Source organism: Streptomyces spiralis, from assembly GCF_014654675.1.
Lineage (GTDB): Bacteria > Actinomycetota > Actinomycetes > Streptomycetales > Streptomycetaceae > Streptomyces > Streptomyces spiralis.
This window is the reverse complement of the sequence record NZ_BNBC01000022.1, coordinates 1-19,358: the sequence shown is the minus strand read 5'-3', so window position 1 is coordinate 19,358 and position 19,358 is coordinate 1. Positions and strand designations below refer to the sequence as shown.

16 protein-coding genes and 4 pseudogenes are annotated in these 19,358 nt (G+C 68.9%); 15 read left to right on the top strand and 5 right to left on the bottom strand.

Features of this window, described 5'->3' with window-relative positions:
• Nucleotides 1–162: 162 nt before the first annotated feature.
• A pseudogene (locus IE318_RS46860) lies at nucleotides 163–261 on the top strand (IS982 family transposase); the annotation flags it as partial.
• A gap of 84 nt (nucleotides 262–345) precedes the next feature.
• Here the strand turns inward: IE318_RS46860 and IE318_RS46855 are convergent.
• Nucleotides 346–561, bottom strand: a pseudogene (locus tag IE318_RS46855) (SpoIIE family protein phosphatase); the annotation flags it as partial.
• 324 nt (nucleotides 562–885) lie between these two features.
• Nucleotides 886–2,667 carry a PucR family transcriptional regulator gene (locus tag IE318_RS22340; RefSeq protein WP_189903033.1) on the bottom strand — a complete coding sequence of 594 codons (1,782 nt, stop codon included), beginning with the start codon at nucleotides 2,665–2,667 and terminating at the stop codon, nucleotides 886–888.
• A 223-nt stretch (nucleotides 2,668–2,890) separates the two neighbouring features.
• Between IE318_RS22340 and IE318_RS46335 the strand changes: the two genes are divergently transcribed.
• The 12 genes from IE318_RS46335 to IE318_RS22285 all read left to right on the top strand — a co-directional run bounded on the left by IE318_RS46335 (nucleotide 2,891) and on the right by IE318_RS22285 (nucleotide 14,131).
• A complete protein-coding gene (locus tag IE318_RS46335; RefSeq protein WP_308438589.1) occupies nucleotides 2,891–3,304 on the top strand; it encodes a general stress protein in 414 nt (137 codons plus the stop codon).
• Nucleotides 3,305–3,412: 108 nt separating this feature from the next.
• Nucleotides 3,413–5,317, top strand: a complete 1,905-nt coding sequence (gene dnaK, locus IE318_RS22335; protein ID WP_189903031.1) for a molecular chaperone DnaK — start codon at nucleotides 3,413–3,415, stop codon at nucleotides 5,315–5,317.
• A 10-nt stretch (nucleotides 5,318–5,327) separates the two neighbouring features.
• Nucleotides 5,328–5,912 (top strand): nucleotide exchange factor GrpE, encoded by a 585-nt coding sequence (locus tag IE318_RS22330; protein WP_189903028.1) that lies wholly within the window; start codon nucleotides 5,328–5,330, stop codon nucleotides 5,910–5,912.
• Between the two features lie 6 nt (nucleotides 5,913–5,918).
• Entirely contained in the window at nucleotides 5,919–6,857 is a 939-nt protein-coding gene (locus IE318_RS22325) for a DnaJ C-terminal domain-containing protein (RefSeq protein ID WP_189903026.1), read from the top strand.
• Nucleotides 6,854–7,228 (top strand): chaperone modulator CbpM, encoded by a 375-nt coding sequence (locus tag IE318_RS22320; protein ID WP_229903679.1) that lies wholly within the window; start codon nucleotides 6,854–6,856, stop codon nucleotides 7,226–7,228. The genes IE318_RS22325 and IE318_RS22320 overlap by 4 nt, the downstream gene beginning before the upstream one ends.
• Nucleotides 7,219–9,858 carry an ATP-dependent chaperone ClpB gene (clpB, locus tag IE318_RS22315; RefSeq protein ID WP_189903024.1) on the top strand — a complete coding sequence of 880 codons (2,640 nt, stop codon included), beginning with the start codon at nucleotides 7,219–7,221 and terminating at the stop codon, nucleotides 9,856–9,858. Before IE318_RS22320 ends, clpB begins: the two co-directional genes overlap by 10 nt.
• On the top strand, nucleotides 9,855–10,313 hold the full coding sequence (trxA, locus tag IE318_RS22310) for a thioredoxin (protein WP_189903022.1): 459 nt from the start codon (nucleotides 9,855–9,857) through the stop codon (nucleotides 10,311–10,313). Before clpB ends, trxA begins: the two co-directional genes overlap by 4 nt.
• Nucleotides 10,314–10,319: 6 nt before the next feature.
• On the top strand, nucleotides 10,320–10,580 hold the full coding sequence (locus tag IE318_RS22305; protein WP_075033266.1) for a UBP-type zinc finger domain-containing protein: 261 nt from the start codon (nucleotides 10,320–10,322) through the stop codon (nucleotides 10,578–10,580).
• Nucleotides 10,580–12,361, top strand: coding sequence for an FAD-dependent oxidoreductase (locus tag IE318_RS22300; RefSeq protein WP_189903020.1), 1,782 nt, complete (start codon nucleotides 10,580–10,582; stop codon nucleotides 12,359–12,361). Before IE318_RS22305 ends, IE318_RS22300 begins: the two co-directional genes overlap by 1 nt.
• Before the next feature lie 77 nt (nucleotides 12,362–12,438).
• The gene (locus IE318_RS22295) at nucleotides 12,439–12,900 is read left to right on the top strand and encodes an Hsp20/alpha crystallin family protein (protein WP_229903678.1); all 462 of its coding nucleotides are present in this window, start codon (nucleotides 12,439–12,441) and stop codon (nucleotides 12,898–12,900) included.
• A 585-nt stretch (nucleotides 12,901–13,485) separates the two neighbouring features.
• Nucleotides 13,486–13,878, top strand: a complete 393-nt coding sequence (locus tag IE318_RS22290) for a DUF2267 domain-containing protein (RefSeq protein ID WP_189903016.1) — start codon at nucleotides 13,486–13,488, stop codon at nucleotides 13,876–13,878.
• A gap of 4 nt (nucleotides 13,879–13,882) precedes the next feature.
• Entirely contained in the window at nucleotides 13,883–14,131 is a 249-nt protein-coding gene (locus tag IE318_RS22285; RefSeq protein WP_229903677.1) for a DUF2267 domain-containing protein, read from the top strand.
• 569 nt (nucleotides 14,132–14,700) lie between these two features.
• Here IE318_RS22285 and IE318_RS22280 read toward each other — a convergent pair.
• The 3 genes and pseudogenes from IE318_RS22280 to IE318_RS45095 all read right to left on the bottom strand — a co-directional run bounded on the left by IE318_RS22280 (nucleotide 14,701) and on the right by IE318_RS45095 (nucleotide 16,970).
• Entirely contained in the window at nucleotides 14,701–15,894 is a 1,194-nt protein-coding gene (locus IE318_RS22280) for a PP2C family protein-serine/threonine phosphatase (protein ID WP_189903014.1), read from the bottom strand.
• 75 nt (nucleotides 15,895–15,969) lie between these two features.
• A pseudogene (locus tag IE318_RS22275) lies at nucleotides 15,970–16,125 on the bottom strand (ISNCY family transposase); the annotation flags it as partial.
• A 125-nt stretch (nucleotides 16,126–16,250) separates the two neighbouring features.
• Entirely contained in the window at nucleotides 16,251–16,970 is a 720-nt protein-coding gene (locus IE318_RS45095) for a DUF1931 family protein (protein ID WP_229903676.1), read from the bottom strand.
• Nucleotides 16,971–17,392: 422 nt separating this feature from the next.
• On the opposite strand from IE318_RS45095, the pseudogene IE318_RS22265 reads away from it, so the two are divergent.
• Nucleotides 17,393–18,513 (top strand): annotated as a pseudogene (locus IE318_RS22265) (hypothetical protein).
• Between the two features lie 315 nt (nucleotides 18,514–18,828).
• The coding region (locus IE318_RS22260; RefSeq protein WP_189903012.1) for an alcohol dehydrogenase catalytic domain-containing protein at nucleotides 18,829–19,358 on the top strand (530 nt) is incomplete at its 3' end.

Below are 19,358 nucleotides of genomic sequence, written 5' to 3'. Positions count from 1 at the left end.
CGACCGAACCGGCGTGACCGTCCGCGGCACACCGCCGACTCGGCGGAGCCTTGACGCGCTACGGCCATGATGAGGCCCGCGCGTGCGGCGCCGCGCTATTGGGCTTCGCTGGACGGTTGGCCTGTGACAGCCGGTAGGGAGCGCGGTTGCCGTCACTCAGCGTTGTGGATCGTCAACTCCAGGCCGGTCGAGTGCGGCCGCTCCCGCGAGACCGTCAAGCGTTTCGACCTGGCCGGGCGGGCCGAGAACGGTTACTGCGCGGGCCCACGGCCGCTGGGCGGGCTGCCACTCGACCAGCACGATGGTCGCGTCGTCGCTGAGTTCGTTGTGCTGGTGGTCGAGGACGGCGTGGATGAGCAAGCTGAGGACCTCCGAGGCGTGCTGTCCGGCCGCCGTCGAGCGGATGACGTACTCGGTGAAGCGCTCCAGGCCGGACTCCTCGCCGCCTTCGCCACGTGATTCCTCGACGCCGCCGGTATAGAGCAGTATCCGGTGGCCCGGTTCGAGGGCGGTCTGATGCACGGCCCGCGCTCCGTCGGCCAGGTCGGCCGGCGTACCCATCGGGGGTTCGGTGGGTCGCACCAGGGCGTTGGGGAGCAGGCGCTGACAGCGGATCAGCAAAGAGGCGGAAATGGTCGCAGCTACCCGTAGTTCATTAAATCCGGCGGTGGCCTGGGTTGACGACAGTTCGGCTTGGTCGTAGGCCGGTGGTAGGAGTCAACTGCAGTGCGGGCTGTAGATGACCGCTCGCCGTCCGTGTCCGCCTGCGCCGGGGCCGTTGGAGGAGTACGCGGCCCGGTTCGACGACCTCTTCTTCAGTCTGGCCGCATCCTGCTCCCCACGGTGATGGGGACAGCCGAGCCTGCGCCGCGGTGCGCGGGCGCCTCAACCGGGCCCGCCCAGCACGATCTTGCACACTCGGGTCGCCACCTGGAGGTTGAGCCGGTCCTCGACGTTCGCGAGGTCGTGGCCGCTGATGTCGCGGATGCGCTGGAGCCGGTAGCGCAGCGTGCTGCGGTGGATCGCGAGGGATTCGGCGGTCTCGTCGTAGTTGCCGCCGCAGTCGAAGTACCGGGACAGGGTCTCCACCATGGCCGCGTGGTGCCGGGAGTCGTAGTCGATGAGCTGCCCGAGCCACTCGTGGACGAACGTCTCCAGTTCCCGGTAATCGCTGCCGGGTCCCAGGATGCGGTAGATGCCAAGCTCGTCGAAGAACGTCGTGCCGTAGCGCTCGCGGGAGTGGCGGCGCACTTCCAGGGCGCGCTGCGCCTCCTGGTAGCGGTGCGGGATGTCGTCCAGGGAGTCGCAACGGGCGCTCACCCCGATCGTCCCAGACCGTGTCCCGGTCTCCCGGGCGAGCGCCTCGTACAGCGCGCGGGCGTGCGGCCGGTCGTCCGCGACCAGGACCACGTGGTCGGAACGTCGGGTCAGCAGCGAACGCATGCCCACGGCACAGGCCGCCCGGTCCACGGTCTGCGCGAAGGAATCGTCCGCAGTCCGGTTCGACCACTGCACCACGACGACGTAGTGGCTGCGGTGCAGGTCGTGTCCAACCGCCTCGGACCGGGCGTAGGCGCTCGCTTCGTCAATCCCCGCCAGGAGGTCGTCGACCAGCTCGCGGTGCAGCCTCAGCTCAACTTCGGCCAAATTGCGCAGGTGCGCCAGTTCCAGGGCGAGTGACGTGGCGGCGTGTTCCAGGGCGAGCACGGTGTGCTCGTCGGCCTCGTTCCGGGCATCGACCAGGGCCAGCACGCCCAGGATCTCGCCATGCGGGCGGACCAGAGTGATCAGCCGGTCCTTTACCCGCACCGGCCCGGCCTCTCGGGCGACGGCGTGCAGCATTTCGTCCTGGCGCACGGGGTCCGGTTCCGGATAGGGGTCGGGTCGGCTAGGGCCGGTCCAGGACCTCAGTCGACCGAAGCGGTCCTCGACCAGCGCGGGGAGTCCAGTGAGCCCGTGCAGTGCGCGGGTGATGGCTTCCTCGCCGCCGCCCGAGGCAGCCACGTCGTCCATGAGCGCGTGAACGGCTCGCTGGTACCCCAGCTCAGCCGCGACGGAGATCAGCTGCCGCTGGAGGGCTGTGCGCTCCTCCCTGAGCCGGTGTAGTTCCAGCGCGTCCTCGCGTTGGCGGCGGTGTGCGAAGGCAACTGACAGTGCAGCGGCGGTGTGCCGGACGAGCGTGACGAGCAGGGAGTACTCGGACTCGGTGGGCCGGGAGCGGGACGTCACCACGAGGTAGCCGTGGAACCTCTCAAGTCCGCGTAGCCCCAGGGCCCGGCCCCAGGGCCAGCCGGGTACGGTCACAGGGCCGTCCTGCCCGGCCAGCTCCCGCACCCTGCAGTCCACGGCCGGGGCATGGATCTCCCCGTTCCTCGGGCTGGGGACCAGGTCGTCGTCCACCTTGAGGTATCCGGCCTCGGCGCTGTATGGACCTGCGGCGGCTACGTGGTCCATGGCCAAGCGCAGGACCTCGCCCTCGTCCGGGGTGTCGAACAGGGCGCAGGAGAGCGCCACCAGTTCGGGGAGGACATGGTCGGCTGGGGTTGGAGCGGGTGGGCGAGGCTCTTTCCGTGCGGCCCTGGGGCGCCGCCCGGCGCTGTCCCGCGGAATGCTGCCCGTCTGGTCGGAGCGCCGGCGGTACAGGTCGTGCGCCCGGCTGCTGACCATGGGATCACTCCCTTCTCTCCAACCCTACAGGGAGGCGAGCGGTGCTTCGCGTACCCGCTTACGGGCCGGCCTATCCGAGATGCTCGAATAGCTCCCTTCGTACTCGTGGGGGGACCGGACACGTGCATTTCTGACTCGCCAGGCGCAGGCGTGGAGCCACTCGGCTCGCCACCCTGGGAGGTGTTCGGAACCCTCCGTGCGCGCCGGCAGGAAGGACTGAGCGATGACCGAGCAGCAGCGCAGGCCGATTGCCTACTACAAGGCGTACCGGGAAGCCGAACACACCGTTGATCACCTCTCCGACCATGGGTTTCCCGTGGAGGCGGTGGCGATCACCGGCCAGGACGTGCGCATGGTCGAGCAGGTGATCGGCCGGGTGGACCACGACAGGGCCGCGGGCGAACGGTGCGCTCTCCGGTGTCCCGATCGGCTGGCTGTTCGGCCTTGTGAACTGGCTCGAACCCGTCCCGTCCGCCCTGCTCCTCGCCCTGTACGGGCTGATCTTCGGAGTAATCGGCGGCGCGCTGTTCGGCATGCTGCTGCACGCCCTGCAGGGCGGTCGCCGGGACTTCGCCTCGCTCCGCTCGATGCAGCCGAGCCGGTACGAGGTCGTGGTGGACGAGGTGGTCACCGATGAGGCTGTACGGCTGATCGGCGGCTGCAGACCACCGGCGGAGGTTCCACCCGTACCTGAACGACATGATCCGGAGAGTCGGCGCAGGCGCCGGACCGGAAGGAGTTCCTCATGGCGAAGGCAGTGGGCATTGACCTGGGCACCACCAACTCGGTGATCGCCGTGTGGGAGGGCGGCGAGCCGTCCGTCGTGCCCAACAGCGAGGGCAACCGCACGACACCGTCCGTGGTGGCCTTCACCGATACCGGCGAGCGCCTGGTGGGCCAGCTGGCCCGGCGCCAGGCGATCCTTAATCCCAAGGGCACCATCTACTCGGCCAAGCGGTTCATCGGCCGGCACTTCGACGAGATCCCCGACGAGGCCAAGGCCGTCGCCTACGACGTCGTCCCGGGAGAGAACGGCGAGGCCCGCTTCAAGGTGCGTGACAAGCTGTACGCGCCTGAGGAGATCAGCGCCCTGGTGCTGCGCAAACTCGCCGACGACGCCTCCAAGCAGCTGGGGGAACGGGTCACGGAGGCGGTCATCACGGTGCCCGCCTACTTCAACGACGCCCAGCGCACCGCGACCCGTGACGCCGGACGGATCGCGGGACTGGAAGTGCTGCGGATCATCAACGAGCCGACGGCGGCCGCCCTCGCGTACGGCATGGACAAGAAGCAGCACGAGACTGTCCTCGTCTTCGACCTGGGCGGCGGCACCTTCGACGTGAGCATCCTCGACGTCGGCGACGGCGTGGTCGAGGTGCGCTCCACGGCGGGTGACAGCCATCTGGGCGGCGACGATTTCGACCGGCGTCTGGTCGACTACCTCGCGGACGACTTCCAGAAGGAGAACGGCATCGACCTGCGCAAGGACCCGCAGGCCCTGCAACGTCTGTTCGAGGCGGCGGAGAAGGCCAAGACCGAGCTCAGCTCCGTCACCCAGACCCAGGTCAGCCTGCCGTTCATCACCGCCGACGCCTCCGGGCCCAAGCATCTCACCGACTCGATCATGCGGTCCACGTTCGAGCAGATCACCGGCGACCTGGTGGAGCGTTGCCTCGGTCCGGTCCAGCAGGCCATGGCCGACGCCAAGGTCGGCGAGAACGACATCGACGAGGTCATTCTCGTCGGCGGTTCCACCCGCATCCCCGCCGTCCAGGCCCTCGTACGCCGGCTGACCGGCGGCAAAGAACCCAACATGAGCGTGAACCCCGATGAGGTCGTGGCCCTCGGCGCCGCGATCCAGGCCGGGGTGCTCAAGGGCGAGGTCAAGGACGTCCTGCTGCTCGACGTCACCCCCCTGTCCCTGGGCGTGGAGACGCGCGGCGGAGTGATGACGAAGATCATCGAGCGGAACACCACCATCCCCGTGCGCCGCAGCGAGACCTTCTCCACCGCCGAGGACAACCAGCCCGCCGTCGACATCGTCGTCCTCCAGGGCGAGCGCGAACGGGCCGCCGACAACCGAGTCCTCGGCCGCTTCCAGCTCACCGACATCAGGCCGGCGCCGCGGGGCGAACCCCAGATCGAGGTCACCTTCGACATCGACGCCAACGGCATCCTCAACGTCAGCGCGCGCGACAAGGACACCGGCAAGGAACAGGGCATCACCATCAGCGAGAGCTCCAACCTGGACCGGAGCGAGGTCGAACGCATGGTCCAGGAGGCCGAAAGCAACCGAGGCCAGGACCAGGCACTGCGCGAGGCCGTCGACGCCCGCAACGAACTCGACGCGATCGCCTACCAGGTCGAAAAGCGCCTGAACGAACTGGCCGACGCCGCGCCCGCGCACGAAAAGGCCCGCGCCGAGATGCTGGTGGCAGAGGCCCGCGACGCGGTCAAGAACGAGGCCGGAGTGGACAAGACCAGGCCGCTGATCTCCGAACTCCAGCAGGTCTACGCCGGGCTCGCCGCCCACCAGGCCGGAGCCGCGGCGGCGAGTGGTCCGTCGGACACCACCGGGCCAGACGGCTCCGGGCAGGGCGGAGCCGGCACCGACGAAGACGTGGTCGACGCCGAGTTCGACAAGGGCTGAGGTACCCGCCATGCCGATCCCTCCGCAGGACCGATCGTCCGACCTACCGCCCGAAGGCGCCGCACAACCGCCGCAGGGCCACCTGCCCGAGCCCGCGCCGCCGACCACGGAGCCCGAACCGGGCCCCGACGCGGCCGCCGGTCCGGCCGGGGTCGAGGACGAGTACGCGGCCGCGCTGAAAGAGGTCGAGGACCGCTGGCGACGTGCCCTCGCCGACCTGGACAACCTACGCAAGCGACACGCCAGGGAACTGGACCGGGAGCGCGCGCTCGAACGCGCCCGCACGGCCGCGGCCTTCCTTCCCGTCATCGACAACCTCGAACTGGCCCTGAACCACGCGGGCTCCGACCCCGGGGCGATCGTCGAGGGGGTTCGCGCCGTGCGCGACCAGGCCGTGTCCACCCTTGAACGCCTGGGCTACGAGCGTCACGCCGAGACCGGCGTCCCGTTCGACCCTTCCCGGCACGAGGTCGTCGGCGTGGTACAGGACCCCGACGCCGAACCGAACACCGTGGCGCAGGTGCTGCGCCCCGGCTACGGCGAGGCCGATCGGCAGCTGAGGCCGGCCGCCGTGACCGTCGCCAAGCGGGAGTGAGCGGCCATGGCACGCGACTTCTACGAGGTTCTCGGGGTCCCGCGAGACGCCGACAAGGACGAGATCCAGCAGGCGTATCGCAAGCTGGCCCGCAGGTACCACCCAGACGTCAACAAGGACCCCGCGGCGGAGGAGCGGTTCAAGGAGATCAACGAGGCCTTCAGCGTCCTGTCCGACCCCGACCAGCGGGCCCGTTACGACCGCTTCGGCGAGGACTTCCGAAAGGTCCCCGAGGACTGGGAGGAGCGGGTCGGTGCCGGCGCGGGACCCGGCGGCGGCTTCCGCTGGTCCACCGGGGGCGGCCCCCGGGTCCGGTATGCCACCAGCGGATTCGGCGCGGAGGGCGTCGACATCGACGACCTGTTCGGCTCGTTCTTCGGGGGCGCCGGACGGGTGCGTGTCCCCGGAGCGGACCAGGAGGCCGAACTGCCGCTCACCGTCGAGGAGGCCTACCGCGGAGGCCGTCGCACCGTCACGCTCGCCGGTCCCACGGGACAGCCGCGGCGGTACGAGGTCGACGTGCCACCGGGTGTCACCGACGGGCAGCGTATCCGGCTGGCGGGCGAGGGCGGGCAGGGCAGTGGTGACGCCCCCGCGGGAGACCTGTACCTGCGGGTGCGGATCCAGCCGCACCCCCAGTTCCGCCTCGACGGCCGGGACGTGCACGTGCAGCTTCCGGTCACACCCTGGGAAGCCGCGCTGGGTGCGACGGTTCCGGTGCCCACGCCGAGCGGGGCGACGGCGAAGGTCAGCGTGCCCGCGGGCTCGTCCAGCGGCCGGCGGCTGCGGCTGCGCGGTGAGGGCATGCCGAACCCGCGCGGCACGAGTGGCAATCTCTACGCCGAGCTCCGGATCATGGTGCCGTCCACACTCAGCGACCGGGAGCGCGCACTCTTCGAGGAGCTCGCCGCCGTCTCCTCGTTCGACCCCAGGAGGACACGATGAGTGACCCACGCGCCGGGGAGCGCCAGGCGTCTCGGCTGACAGCTCCCGCGCCGGCACGCGTCCGGTACGCGATCGTGCCGGTGCCCAGGCTCTCTCTGCAGACCGTGGCCCGCCGCTCCGGGGTCCATCCCGACCTCATCCGCCGGTTCGTCGCTCTGGGCCTGGTCGAGGCCGAGCGCGACGCCTCCGGAGGGCTGGTGTTCGAACCCACGGCACCGGCCGCCCTCGCCCGCGTTCAGCGGCTGCGCACCGGGCTGTGCCTCAACTACGCATCCATCGGCCTGGTGCTCGACCTTCTGGACCGCATCAGCCTGCTCGAAGCCGCCCTGCGCCGCGCCGGTACGAGGAGTGAAACACCCCCATGGACATGAACAGTCTCACCCAGAAGTCCCAGGAAGCCCTGCAGGAGGCCCAGACCGCGGCCGTCCGCATGGGGCAGACCGAGGTCGACGGGGAACACCTGCTGCTCGCGCTTCTCGATCAGGAGGACGGTCTGATCCCACGGTTGCTGCAACAGCTCGGCACCGAGCCGAAGGAGCTGCGCGCTGCCGTGCGCGAGGAACTCTCCCGCCGCCCGAAGGTCACCGGTCCGGGCGCGGCACCCGGCCAGGTCTTCGTCACTCAGCGCCTGTCCCGCCTGCTCGATGCCGCCGAGCGGGAGGCCAAACGCCTCAAGGACGAGTACGTGTCCGTGGAGCACCTCCTGCTCGCCCTGGCCGACGAGGGCTCGGCGACCGCCGCCGGACGCCTGCTCAAGGAGCACGGCGTGACCCGGGATTTGTTCCTGAGCGCGCTCACCCAGGTCCGAGGCAACCAGCGCGTCACCTCCGCCAACCCTGAAGTGGCCTATGAGGCTCTGGAGAAGTACGGCCGCGACCTGGTCCTCGAGGCTCGGTCCGGGCGGCTGGACCCGGTCATCGGCCGTGACGCGGAGATCCGCCGCGTCACTCAGATCCTCAGCCGCAAGTCCAAGAACAACCCCGTTCTCATCGGCGATCCCGGCGTCGGCAAGACCGCCATCGTCGAGGGCCTGGCCCAGCGGATCGTCCGCGGCGACGTGCCCGAGGGCCTGCGCGACAAGACGGTGTTCGCCCTCGACATGGGCTCCCTGGTCGCCGGCGCCAAGTACCGCGGTGAGTTCGAGGAACGCCTCAAGGCCGTGCTCAGCGAGGTCAAGGCCGCCCAAGGGCGCATTCTGCTCTTCGTCGACGAACTCCACACCGTCGTCGGCGCGGGCGCCGCCGAAGGGGCCATGGACGCGGGCAACATGCTCAAGCCGATGCTCGCCCGCGGGGAACTCCACATGATCGGCGCCACCACCCTCGACGAGTACCGCAAGCACATCGAGAAGGACGCTGCCCTCGAACGCCGCTTCCAGCAGGTCCTGGTCGACGAGCCGAGTGTGGAGGACACCATCTCCATCCTGCGGGGACTACGCGAACGCCTGGAGGTCTTCCACGGCGTGAAGATCCAGGACACCGCGCTGGTCTCCGCGGCCACCCTCAGCCACCGCTACATCACCGACCGGTTCCTGCCCGACAAGGCCATCGACCTCGTCGACGAGGCGTGCGCCCGGCTGCGCACCGAGATCGACTCGATGCCCGCCGAACTCGACGAGATTACCCGCCGCGTCACCCGCCTGGAGATCGAGGAGGCGGCCCTGTCCAAGGAGACCGACCCCGCCAGCAAAACTCGCCTGGAGGAACTGCGCAAGGAACTGGCCGACCTGCGCGGCGAGGCTGACGCCAAACGCGCCCAGTGGGAGGCCGAACGGCAGGCCATCCGCCGTGTGCAGGAGCTGCGCCAGGAACTGGAGCAGGTCCGCCACGAGGCGGAGGAGGCCGAACGCGCCTACGACCTCAACCGTGCCGCCGAACTCCGTTACGGTCGCCTCCAGGACCTGGAGCGTCGGCTGAAGGCAGAGGAGGAGCAACTGGCCGCCAAGCAGGGGCAGAGCCGGCTGCTGCGCGAGGTCGTCACCGAGGAGGAGATCGCCGAGATCGTCGCCGCCTGGACCGGCATCCCCGTCGCCCGTCTCCAGGAGGGCGAACGAGAGAAACTGCTGCGCCTCGACGAGATCCTGCGCGAGCGCGTCATCGGCCAGGACGAGGCCGTCAAGCTCGTCGCCGACGCGATCATCCGCGCCCGCTCCGGCATCCGCGACCCTCGCCGCCCCATCGGCTCGTTCATCTTCCTCGGCCCCACCGGCGTCGGGAAGACCGAGCTGGCCAAGACCCTCGCCCGGGCCCTGTTCGACTCCGAGGAGAACATGGTCCGCCTCGACATGAGTGAGTACCAGGAGCGGCACACCGTCAGTCGGCTCATGGGCGCACCGCCCGGATACGTCGGCTACGAGGAAGGCGGCCAGCTCACCGAGGCCGTACGCCGCAAGCCGTACTCCGTTGTGCTGTTCGACGAGATCGAGAAGGCGCACACCGATGTCTTCAACACCCTGCTGCAGGTCCTCGATGACGGCCGCATCACCGATGCGCAGGGCCGCACCGTCGACTTCCGCAACACCGTGATCATCATGACGTCCAACATCGGCTCCGAGCACCTCCTCGACGGCGCCACCGCCGAGGGTGAGATCAAGCCGGACGCCCGCGCCCTGGTGATGGGCGAGCTGCGCGGGCACTTCCGCCCGGAGTTCCTCAACCGTGTCGACGACATCGTGCTGTTCAAGCCGCTCGGTGAGCGGCAGATCGAGCGGATCGTGGAGCTGCAGTTCGACGAGCTGCGCCGTCGGCTCGCCGAACGCCGCATCACCGTCGAACTCACCGATGACGCACGTGAGTTGATTGCCCACCAGGGTTACGACCCGGTGTACGGGGCCCGGCCGCTGCGCCGCTACATCTCCCACGAGGTCGAGACGATGGTCGGGCGCGCCCTGCTGCGCGGTGACGTCCAGGACGGCGCGACGGTCCGCGTCGACGCCGAGGCCGGGGAACTGGTGGTCACCTACGACCAGCCCGAGGACGTGAAGGGAGCGCGGGCGGCATGAGCACGGTGCAGGCGACGACCGTCAGTTGTCCCAACTGCGGGCGCACCAACCGGGTGCCCGTAGCCGCGGAGGGCCGCCCCAAGTGCGGCCACTGCAAGCAGCCCCTACCGTGGATGGTGGACGCTGGCGACGACGACTTCACCGAGGTCGTCGAGCGGGCCGACGTCCCCGTCGTGGTCGACCTGTGGGCCACCTGGTGCGGCCCCTGCCGCATGGTCAGCCCCGCACTGGAGAAGGTCGCCACCGATCTAGCCGGACGAATCAAACTCGTCAAGGTCGACGTTGACAAGAACCCGCGACTGTCGCAGCGTTTCGAGGTCCGGGCGGTACCGACGCTGCTGGTCCTCGACCAGGGCGAGACGGTCGCCCGGCAGTCGGGGGCCGCACCTGCCCCTGCCTTGCGGCGGTGGGTGGAGCAGTCGATCGCGGGCCGCGCACCGGCTGGGAAAGGATGATCGGCCATGACCGTACGGACCGACCCCCACCTCGCCCTCGTACGCCCCGTCACCCCGCGTGCCCCGGGCTGCGAGGAGTGCCTGGCCACGCGTTCCCCCTGGGTCCACCTCAGGCTCTGCCTGACCTGCGGCCACGTCGGCTGCTGCGATTCCTCGCCGAACCGGCATGCCCGCCGTCACGCCGCCGCCGACGGCCATCCGATCGTGGCGTCGCTGGAGCCCGGCGAGGACTGGCGGTGGTGCTTCGTCCATGAGGCGTTCGTGTGATGCCCGGCGACGAGAGGCGGCCCGGGCCAGCGCGTGTGCCGGACGAGGCGGAGGAGAGCGTCCCCTTCGAGACGGCCGACATCTACGGCGCCTATCCCCGCCTGTCGGACGACCAGGTGGCCCGCCTGGCGCAGCACGGCCGGCGGCACGCGGTTAACGCCGGTGACGTGCTGATCCGGGAGGGGGAGCGGTGCGAGACGTTTTACATCGTCCTCAGTGGTTCGGTCGCCATCCTCGAGGGCTACGGCACGCCCGATGAACACCTGCTGCGTGTACACGGCCCCCGCCGCTTCATCGGCGAACTCGGCCTCCTAAACGGACAGGTGGCCTTCTACACCGCCGTGGTCAGGGACCCCGGCGAGATCCTCGCCCTGTCCCTGGAACAGCTGCGTGACCTGGTGACGCGGGACTCCGTCCTTGGGGATGTGGTACTGCGCGCCTGCCTGGGCCGCCGTGCTCTGCTCGTCGGGCAGGGCGCCGGTTTCCGCATCATCGGCTCGCGCTATTCGCCCGACACCCGGCGGCTGCGCGAGTTCGCCGCCCGCAACCGGCTGCCGCACCGCTGGATCGATCTGGAGACGGACGAGGAGGCCGAGGCGCTGCTGCGCCGCTTCGCCGTCGGCCCGGAGCAGACGCCGCTGGTGATCTGGCGGGACACGACCTTGCTGCGCAATCCGAGCAACGCCGAACTGGCCCGGCTCATCGGCCTGCCGCCCCTGCCGTCGAGCAACGGCCACGGCGATCTCCTGATCGTCGGCTCCGGTCCGGCCGGCCTCGCCGCCGCGGTGAACGCCGCCTCGGAGGGCCTCGGCACGACCGTGGTCGAGGCGATAGCCACCGGTGGTCAGGCCGGGACGTCCTCCCGCATTGACAACTGCTTCGGCTTCCCCTCCGGCATCTCCGGCGCCGAACTCACCGAGCGCGCTGTACTCCAGGCGGACAAGTTCGGCGCCCGGCTCAGCGTCCCGGCGGAGGCGGCCCGGCTCGAACCGCGGGACGGTCACTACGCCGTCAGCTTCACCGACGGCAGTGAGATCACCGCCCGTACCGTCGTCCTGGCCACCGGCGCCCGCTACCGCCGCCTCCATGCACCCGGCATCGAACCGTTGGAGGGCGCGAGCGTCCACTACTCGGCGACCGTCTACGAGGCCCAGCAGTGCCGTACCGACCCGGTGGCGGTGGTCGGCGGCGGCAACTCCGCAGGCCAGGCCGTGCTCTTCCTGGCCGGGTACGCACCGCAGGTGTATCTGCTCGTCCGTGGGCCGAGCCTCGAGGCGCACATGTCCCGCTACCTGATCGATCAGATCGAGCGCCACCCGCGGGTGCGCGTGCTGCTGCACACCGAGGTGACCGAGGCACTCGGCGACAGGGCGCTGGAGGCGGTCACCGTGGTCGACCACCGTACGGGCGAGCACCGCCACCTCGGAGTGCGGGCCCTGTTCGTCTTCACCGGCGCAGACCCTCACACCGAGTGGCTGTCCGGCGCGCTCGCCCTTGACGCGCGCGGCTACGTGCTCACCGGCGCGGAGGCGCAGGCGTGCTCCGTTCCCGGACTGTGGCAGAGCCAGGGCCGCGACTGCCTGACGTTGGAGACCAGCTTGCCCGGCGTCTTCGCCGCCGGCGACGTCCGTAGCGGCTCGGTGAAGCGTGTGGCCTCCGCGGTCGGTGAAGGCGCGATGAGCATCCACTTCGTGCACCGCTACCTGGGCCACACGGCCGCGCCCGGCGGCACCGACAGCTCCCCGTACACCCGACCGAAGGAGTCCGCTTGGCTCGCATGACACCTAGCGGGCAACGAGATCACGAGAAGGAGGCGATGGGAATGACCATGCCCGTCCGGCACCACCGAGGTGGCGCAATGCAGGCCAGGCCCATGGGCTGGGCACGCAATCCGCTGACGGAGTTCGACCAACTGCTCAGCGAGATGAGCGGACTGATCGAATCCACGGTGGGAGGCGCGGCGCCCGCAGTCGCGTGGACACCCCTGGCGGATGTCACGGAGTCCGAGGACGCCTTCCACGTCGAGATCGAACTCCCCGGCGTCAAGAGCAAGGACATCAACGTCGAAGCCAACGGCCAGGAGCTGGTGGTCACCGGAGAGATCAAGGAGAAGGAACGCAAAGGCGTCCTGCGCCGGAGCACGCGCCGCACCGGAGCCTTCGAGTACCGGCTGCGGCTGCCCGGAGAGGTCGACACCGAAAAGATCAATGCGCAGATGTCGGACGGGGTGCTCGCCATCACCGTCCCCAAGGCCGAGGTCGCAAAGCCCCGGCACATCGAGATCAGCGAGACGAGTGAAAGCACCGAGAGCAGCGGCTGAGACGCGAACGCCGCGGTTCCGGACACACGTCCGGCACCGCGGCCGGGTCGGCGAGGCTCGACACCCGGTGACTCATGGATGACGTCCCGCGTCAGAACCCCTCACGGCGGCGGAGCCGCGGCACGCGGCTCCCCACCGGCTTCCTTTCGACGCCGCAGACGCCAGGCGCGCAGCAGCCGAAGGGGAAGCAGACCCAGAAGTGCTCGCCGGCCCATGTCCGCCTGGTCCTCGCGGTCGAATGCCCGTGCGTAGCGCTCAGCGTCCTGGGCCATCGGATATCGCTTGCTTCCCTCCGCTCGGCACCCACGCGCGCAGTGCCAGAGCATCGTGTCGCCCTCATGGAGAAAGTGAAAGCGGTGTCCCAGAAGGTGGCAGCGCAGCACAGAAGACCACGCCATGTGGGCCAGTCCATTCCGGCCTGTTCTGTCCCTTTCAGGGCAACAGTCCATGGCCCTGAACGAGGAGGCGTGGCATGACCACCACTGCCGAGCTCGGTGTCGTCACGACCAAGTTCCCCGCCAGGCGCGACAGCGCACCGGGCGACCTCCATGACCAGCGGGTGACCGGGGCTGAAGGAAGGCAGCTATGAAATACGACGGATTCCTCGCCCGTGTGCGCGAGCGAGGCGAATACAGCGACCAGGACGAAGCCGCGGACGTCACCAACGCCGTGCTAGAAGTGCTGGCCCAGCGGATCAGCCCAGGAGAGGTCAAGGACCTCGCATCCCAGCTGCCCGGCCCGCTGGGACAGGTTCTGGACCGTGCCAAGCCGCAGCAGGCGCAGAGCTTCGGGATCGAAGAGTTCTACCGCCGGGTCGCCGAGCGCACCCACGCCCGGCCGCGTACGGCGCAGTGGGACGCCAGCGCCGTCCTGACCACCGTTGCCGACGCGGTCACCGGCGGAGAGCTGAATCAGATCATCAGCCAACTCCCCTCCAGTTACGCCGTCCTGTTCGGCAGGGCCGACCTCGCGGACTGAGCTCGTGAGGCGCCCAGGACGAAAGGACCATGAAAATGGTCAACACAGGCTTCACCTAGCCGGACGCGACACTGCGGGCGGTGCTGCACCGCTTCGGGATCGTCTCCCGGTCGAGACGGCCGGACAGTTCGGCGCCCAACTGCCGACCATCGTCAGAGGCGTCTACGACGACGACTGGAAACCGGCCGAAACGCCCGTAAAGATGAGCACCGAGGAGTGCGCACCGTACGGAAAACTCTGGAGCGCCATGTGAGTGCCGGCGAATGGCAGCACCTCAAATACCGGTGCCGAACTCCTTTGCCGCGCTCCTGCCGTGACCCGGGCGGAGAACGTCATGAGCGCGGCACGACGCGCCGAGCAGGCCTACGGCACCCGGGCCCGGACGAGACGTCTGGTCGGGTACCGGGCAGGCCGAGGACCCTACGGTGCCGCTGGGGCCGCACCGGGAGAAAGGTATGGCGGAGGCCGCTGCCCGAGCGGCGGGTCAAGCGTGCTCAGAGCATGACGTACAGACTCGACACACCGAGACCGACCATGATCGTCTGGATCGCCGTGATCAGGGCGTCCTGTGGCAGCAGCCACTCATCACGACCGACAGCAGCTGAACCTGGTTCCGCCTACCCGAGTGATCGATCGGACGAGCCCGAGCCGCTTGCATGCGCAGTGATCGCCTGAGGCCCCTGCGTGCGCGGGTATGGCGCTGCAGATGTGCGGCACCGTACCCGCCGCTTCCCGGAGACGGAGCCAGCCTCGGCATCCACCGACGTCAGCGTCTACGTCCTCGCAGCGCCGACGTCACACCGCGCTCTCCGGCTCTTGCGGTCACGGATCAGGGGGCTGCCACTCGAACATCAAGATCGTGGCGTCGTCGCTGAGTTTGTTGTGCCGATGCTCGAGGATGGCGTGGATGAGCAGGCGCAGCGCTTCCGGGGCGCTCTGCCCCGCTGCGGTCGACCGGATGATGTAGTCGGTGAAGCGTTCCAGGCCGAACTCTTCGCCTGCCTCGTCGCGTGAGTCTACGACGCCGTCCGAGTAGAGCAGTATTCGGTCACCGGGTTCGAGGCTGACGTCGTGCACCTGACGGGCGGTCCCGGCGAGACTGGCGGGCAGACCCAACGGAGGCTCAGGTGGCCGCTCCAAGGCGTTGGGGAGCAGGCGGTGGCGACGGATGAGCAACGGAGGCGGGTGGCCGCAGTTGCACCAGCGCAGCACACCGGTGGGCATGTGCAACTGGGCGAAGACACCCGTGCAGAACTGTTCCGGAAGCCACTGCGCCAGCGCCTCGTCCACGGTGCCCGCGAGTTCGTCCAGGTCTGCTTCGCTGCGCCGGGCGTTACGGCAGCCTGCCATGGCGACAGAGGTGGCAATTCCGGACGCCAGGTTGTGCCCCATGCCGTCAAGGATTGTGGCGTGCAGAACGTCCTCGGTGAACGCATGGTCGAAAGCATCGCCGCCCAGTTCGTACGCAGGTTCCAGAACCGCCGTCGAAACGACCCGTCCGGTGCCGATCGACCGGGGAGGGAGAAAAGCCCTCACCATCTCCGTGGGCAGGTGCATCGGCCTGGTGCGCATGCGCTGTGCGATGGTGTCGCTGTAGGTGCGCTTGGATGTGATGATCAGTGCGAGGAGCAGCGCCGTCGTCCGACAGCGCCGTAGCTTGAGCGCGTCCAGGGTGGTCATGTTCAGCTCCACGACACCCAGCCGCTCCGCTCCGTCGGCCAGGGGCAGCCATACGTTCAGTCCGCCGGAGTGGCCTTCTTCCACTCGGAGAGAGTTGGTGCGGTAGGCCCATCCGGCCAGCGAAGTGTCGAGCTCCAGTGCCGGCTCCCCTTCGGCAAGCGGCACCAGCAGTCTTTGCTGGATGTCGACCAGATAGATAACGGCCCTGCCCAGACCTATGGCCTCGGCATACCGGTTCAGGACCACGGGCAGTTCCGCGGGTGATGCTAGCTGGGCTGTTCTGACCAGTTCCTCCAGCAGCCGCTCCCCGGACCCGCCGGACATGTTCCTGTCCATGTCTTCGATGGTCCCCGCGAGATCGAGCCGCCACAATCTGAGCTTTCCGGCTTCCGAGATTTGGGCCGATCAGCGTGGGTGCTGGGGCTTGCCCTTGCGTATCGGCCGGGCATCGGGATCGGCTGACGACACCAGCCGGTCGGGGATCGTGCGGATGCCCGCAAGCCGCCTAGCGGTCTGCTCCAGCGGCGCACCCGCCGCGGTCTCGGCCGGCTCACCGACTATGACCGCTTTCGGCGGCACCCTGGAAGTGGACAAGGACCTGCGGCGAGCCAGCAGGTCGTTGCGGCAGCAGAGGAAGCAGAACGCGCTGACGCTGTTTGGCCGTGGCCTGAACTGCCTGGTCCGGTCGCGCCTCACAGCAGGAGGTCGAAGACGGCGCGGGCCTCGTCCCAGTGCTGGGTCTGGGGGTTTTTCAGGTCGGGGTGGAGGATCTTGAAGTTTTGGGCCAGCGCCAGGCTGAGTCCGCCGATGATGTCCGGATAGGTCGCCTCGGTCTCCTCGTCGGGCGTGCGGTCCAGAGCGGGGTGGGTGGCGAGCTGTTCCAGGATCGGCTTGAGTTCTACTTCCTGGTCGATCTTCTGGAAGCGGTGAATGCTCTCCTGCAGGCCTTTCGTGATCGGTAGGTCACAGGTCCGGATGATGTCGCGCCCGTTGGCCTTGGCAGTGGCCTGGGCGACGGTCAGCAGATCGTAGAGCTTGGCGTCGACGAAGTCGCTGTAGCGCTTGAGATCGTTCTTGTCGACGTCCAGCCCCGCGGCCGCGCGGAAGAACCTTTCGAACCTGGCGATGGACATCACGGTCATGACGGCAACCTCCGGCTGCGGGCGCCGGGGTGGCTCCCGGTCCCTGGGCTTCCCATTCAGCCTGGCCGACAGGGCGCGCGAACGCATGCGCATGTCGGGCCCAATTAGCCTCCCTGTATTGCCCTGCCAGGCCCAGGCGTCCGACTGCCCGGGTAGTCGGACGGGCGTGCGGACCGACAGCAGGGCGAACGCCGCGTCGCGGAGCGGCTCCGCGTAAGGGGGCCCCCAGATGCCGCTGCTGATGAGGCCGAACGCCGCGGTGGCGAACACCCAAGGAGCGCTCGGGAGAGGCCAGTGAACAGCAACCAGGGCCAGTTGACGCGGACCATCCCGCCTACCAGCCGCAACCGCCTGCTGACCCTGGGCAGGACGTGCTGCTGTGCGTCGCAGGTGTTCTGATCCTCCCGGGTGGCGGGGCTTTGCCGGACTCCGGCTCGCGGGCCGCGCCGAAGCGCGGCCGGTGGCGCGGTATGCGGTGCGTGCCGGGGCGGGGCCGGAGCGGGTGTTCGCAGTGGCGCACGCGATCGTGGCCCGGTGGTGGGAGTAGGCCCTGTGCTGGGAAGACGAGGAGATCTGGCAGTACCGCCTGCATCTGCTGGCGGGTGCCAGCGTGTCACGCAGCGTCGACGTTACCTCGGCAGCATGTGTGGGCACTTGCGATCGCGGGGGTATCCGACGAGAAGGGTCTGGTCATGCGGGTGTCGCCTCAGGACGTTTCGGTCGTAGGCTCCTTGCGGATCCGGACGCGCTCACGGAAATCGCGCAGCGTATGGCCCAGACACTTCCCACTCGGCTCGCCGACAAGTCAGGCCAGGGGCGACGGTTCGAGGTTGAGGTGGTCAGTGAGCCCTTCACTTCAGGGACCGAGGACCCGCCCACTTTGATGCGCCGGATCATGGACCGCGGAAGAGCGGAGAATTGGGACATCGTCGTGGCCCTCACCGGCCTTCCGCTGCACTCACATGGGCGCAAGCTCGTTGTGGACCTGAGTCACGAACACGGCTTGGCGCTGCTGTCCCTTCCTTCGCTGGGCGGCTTGCGGCTGCAGACGAGGGCCCGGCGGGCCGTGGAGGAAGCCGTGCTTGGCTTGGCGGGTCCACGGACCACTGAGGCTCAAGGACCTCCGCGGGGTCAGCCGCTGCTGGGGCCCTTCGTCAGTCGTCTCGCGCCTGTACACCCGGGCCCGGTCGGCGAGGAGGAGACCACTGATCTCCGGTACGTCGTCAGCGGGCCGCGCGGTTACCTGAGGGTGCTCGGCGGTATGGTCCGCGCCAACCGGCCGTGGCGCTTGGTGCCGGGCTTGTCGAAAGCCCTGGCGGCCGCACTCGCCACGGGAGCAGTCGCCACTGTGAACTCCACCATCTGGAGCCTGGCCGAGTCCCTGAGCGCGCCACGCCTCGTGATCGCCATGGTCGGCTCTGTCGCGCTCATGATCGGCTGGCTGATCGTGGACGCGCAGCTGTGGCATCGCTCAGCAGAGGTCTCGCGGGAGGCGAGGCAGAGGGCGAGGCTCTACAACGCCTCGACGGTCGTGACCGTGGGTATCGGGGTGCTCGTCTGTTACGGGGGTTTGATCGTCGTCAACATGGTGTGGGCGCTGTTCATCCTCAACGACCGAGTGTTCGCTTCCATGACACGAACCCCGCTGCACGCCACGGACTACTGGACGTTGTCCTGGTTCGTCGCTTCGGTCGCCACGGTGGGCGGCGCGCTGGGATCGGGCTTGGAAAGCGACGAGGCGATCCGGGCAGCCGCCTACTCCAAGCGCGAACAGGAACGCCGCCACATGCTCCAGGACGACGACGGTGACTAGCTGGTGACCTGAGTCGGAGATGCGTCGGTGACTGGTGGTTGGTGGTCGTCCGCCTACGTAGATTTCGCTGATCGATCGTGCGTGGTTGTTTCTCGTCGGGGGCCGACGGGGACCCGCACGGTGCGCCGCCGGAGCGCCGAAGCTCCGCCTGGCAAGCCGGCGGCGGCACAGCCGTTCCACCTGAACCGGGTGAGTGGCCCGCAGAGGCATGCCGGAGCAACGGACCCCCTCGCACCAACTCCTGGGAGTCAGGCTCTGTACGCCGTCTCATCATCGCCGTGCCGCGGTCATGCCGCGGCACCGAGGGAAGTCATCATGAAGGCAGCGGTTTATGAAGGTCCGCGAACGGTCACAGTGAAGGACGTACCGGACGCGAAGATCGAGCACCCTTGCGACATCATCGTCAAGATCACCACTACCAACATCTGCGGTTCGGACCTGCACATGTACGAGGGCCGCACCTCGTTCGAGTCCGGCCGCACCCTGGGACACGAGAACATGGGCCAGGTCGTGGAGGTCGGCTCGGCCGTCCGCAAGGTCCAGGTCGGCGACTATGTGGTTCTGCCCTTCAACATCGCCTGCGGCTTCTGCAAGCAGTGCGAGCAGGGTCTGACCAACTACTGCCTGACCATGCAGCCGGAACCGGCCCTCGCCGGAGCCGCCTACGGATTCGCCGACATGGGCCCCTACCAGGGCGGCCAGGCTGAACTGCTGCGCGTGCCCTACGGCGACTTCAACGCCCTGCGTCTGGGCGAGGACGCCGCCGACCGGCAGACCGACTACGTGATGCTCGCCGACATCTTCCCCACCGGCTATCACGCCACCGAGATGGCCCACGTCAAACC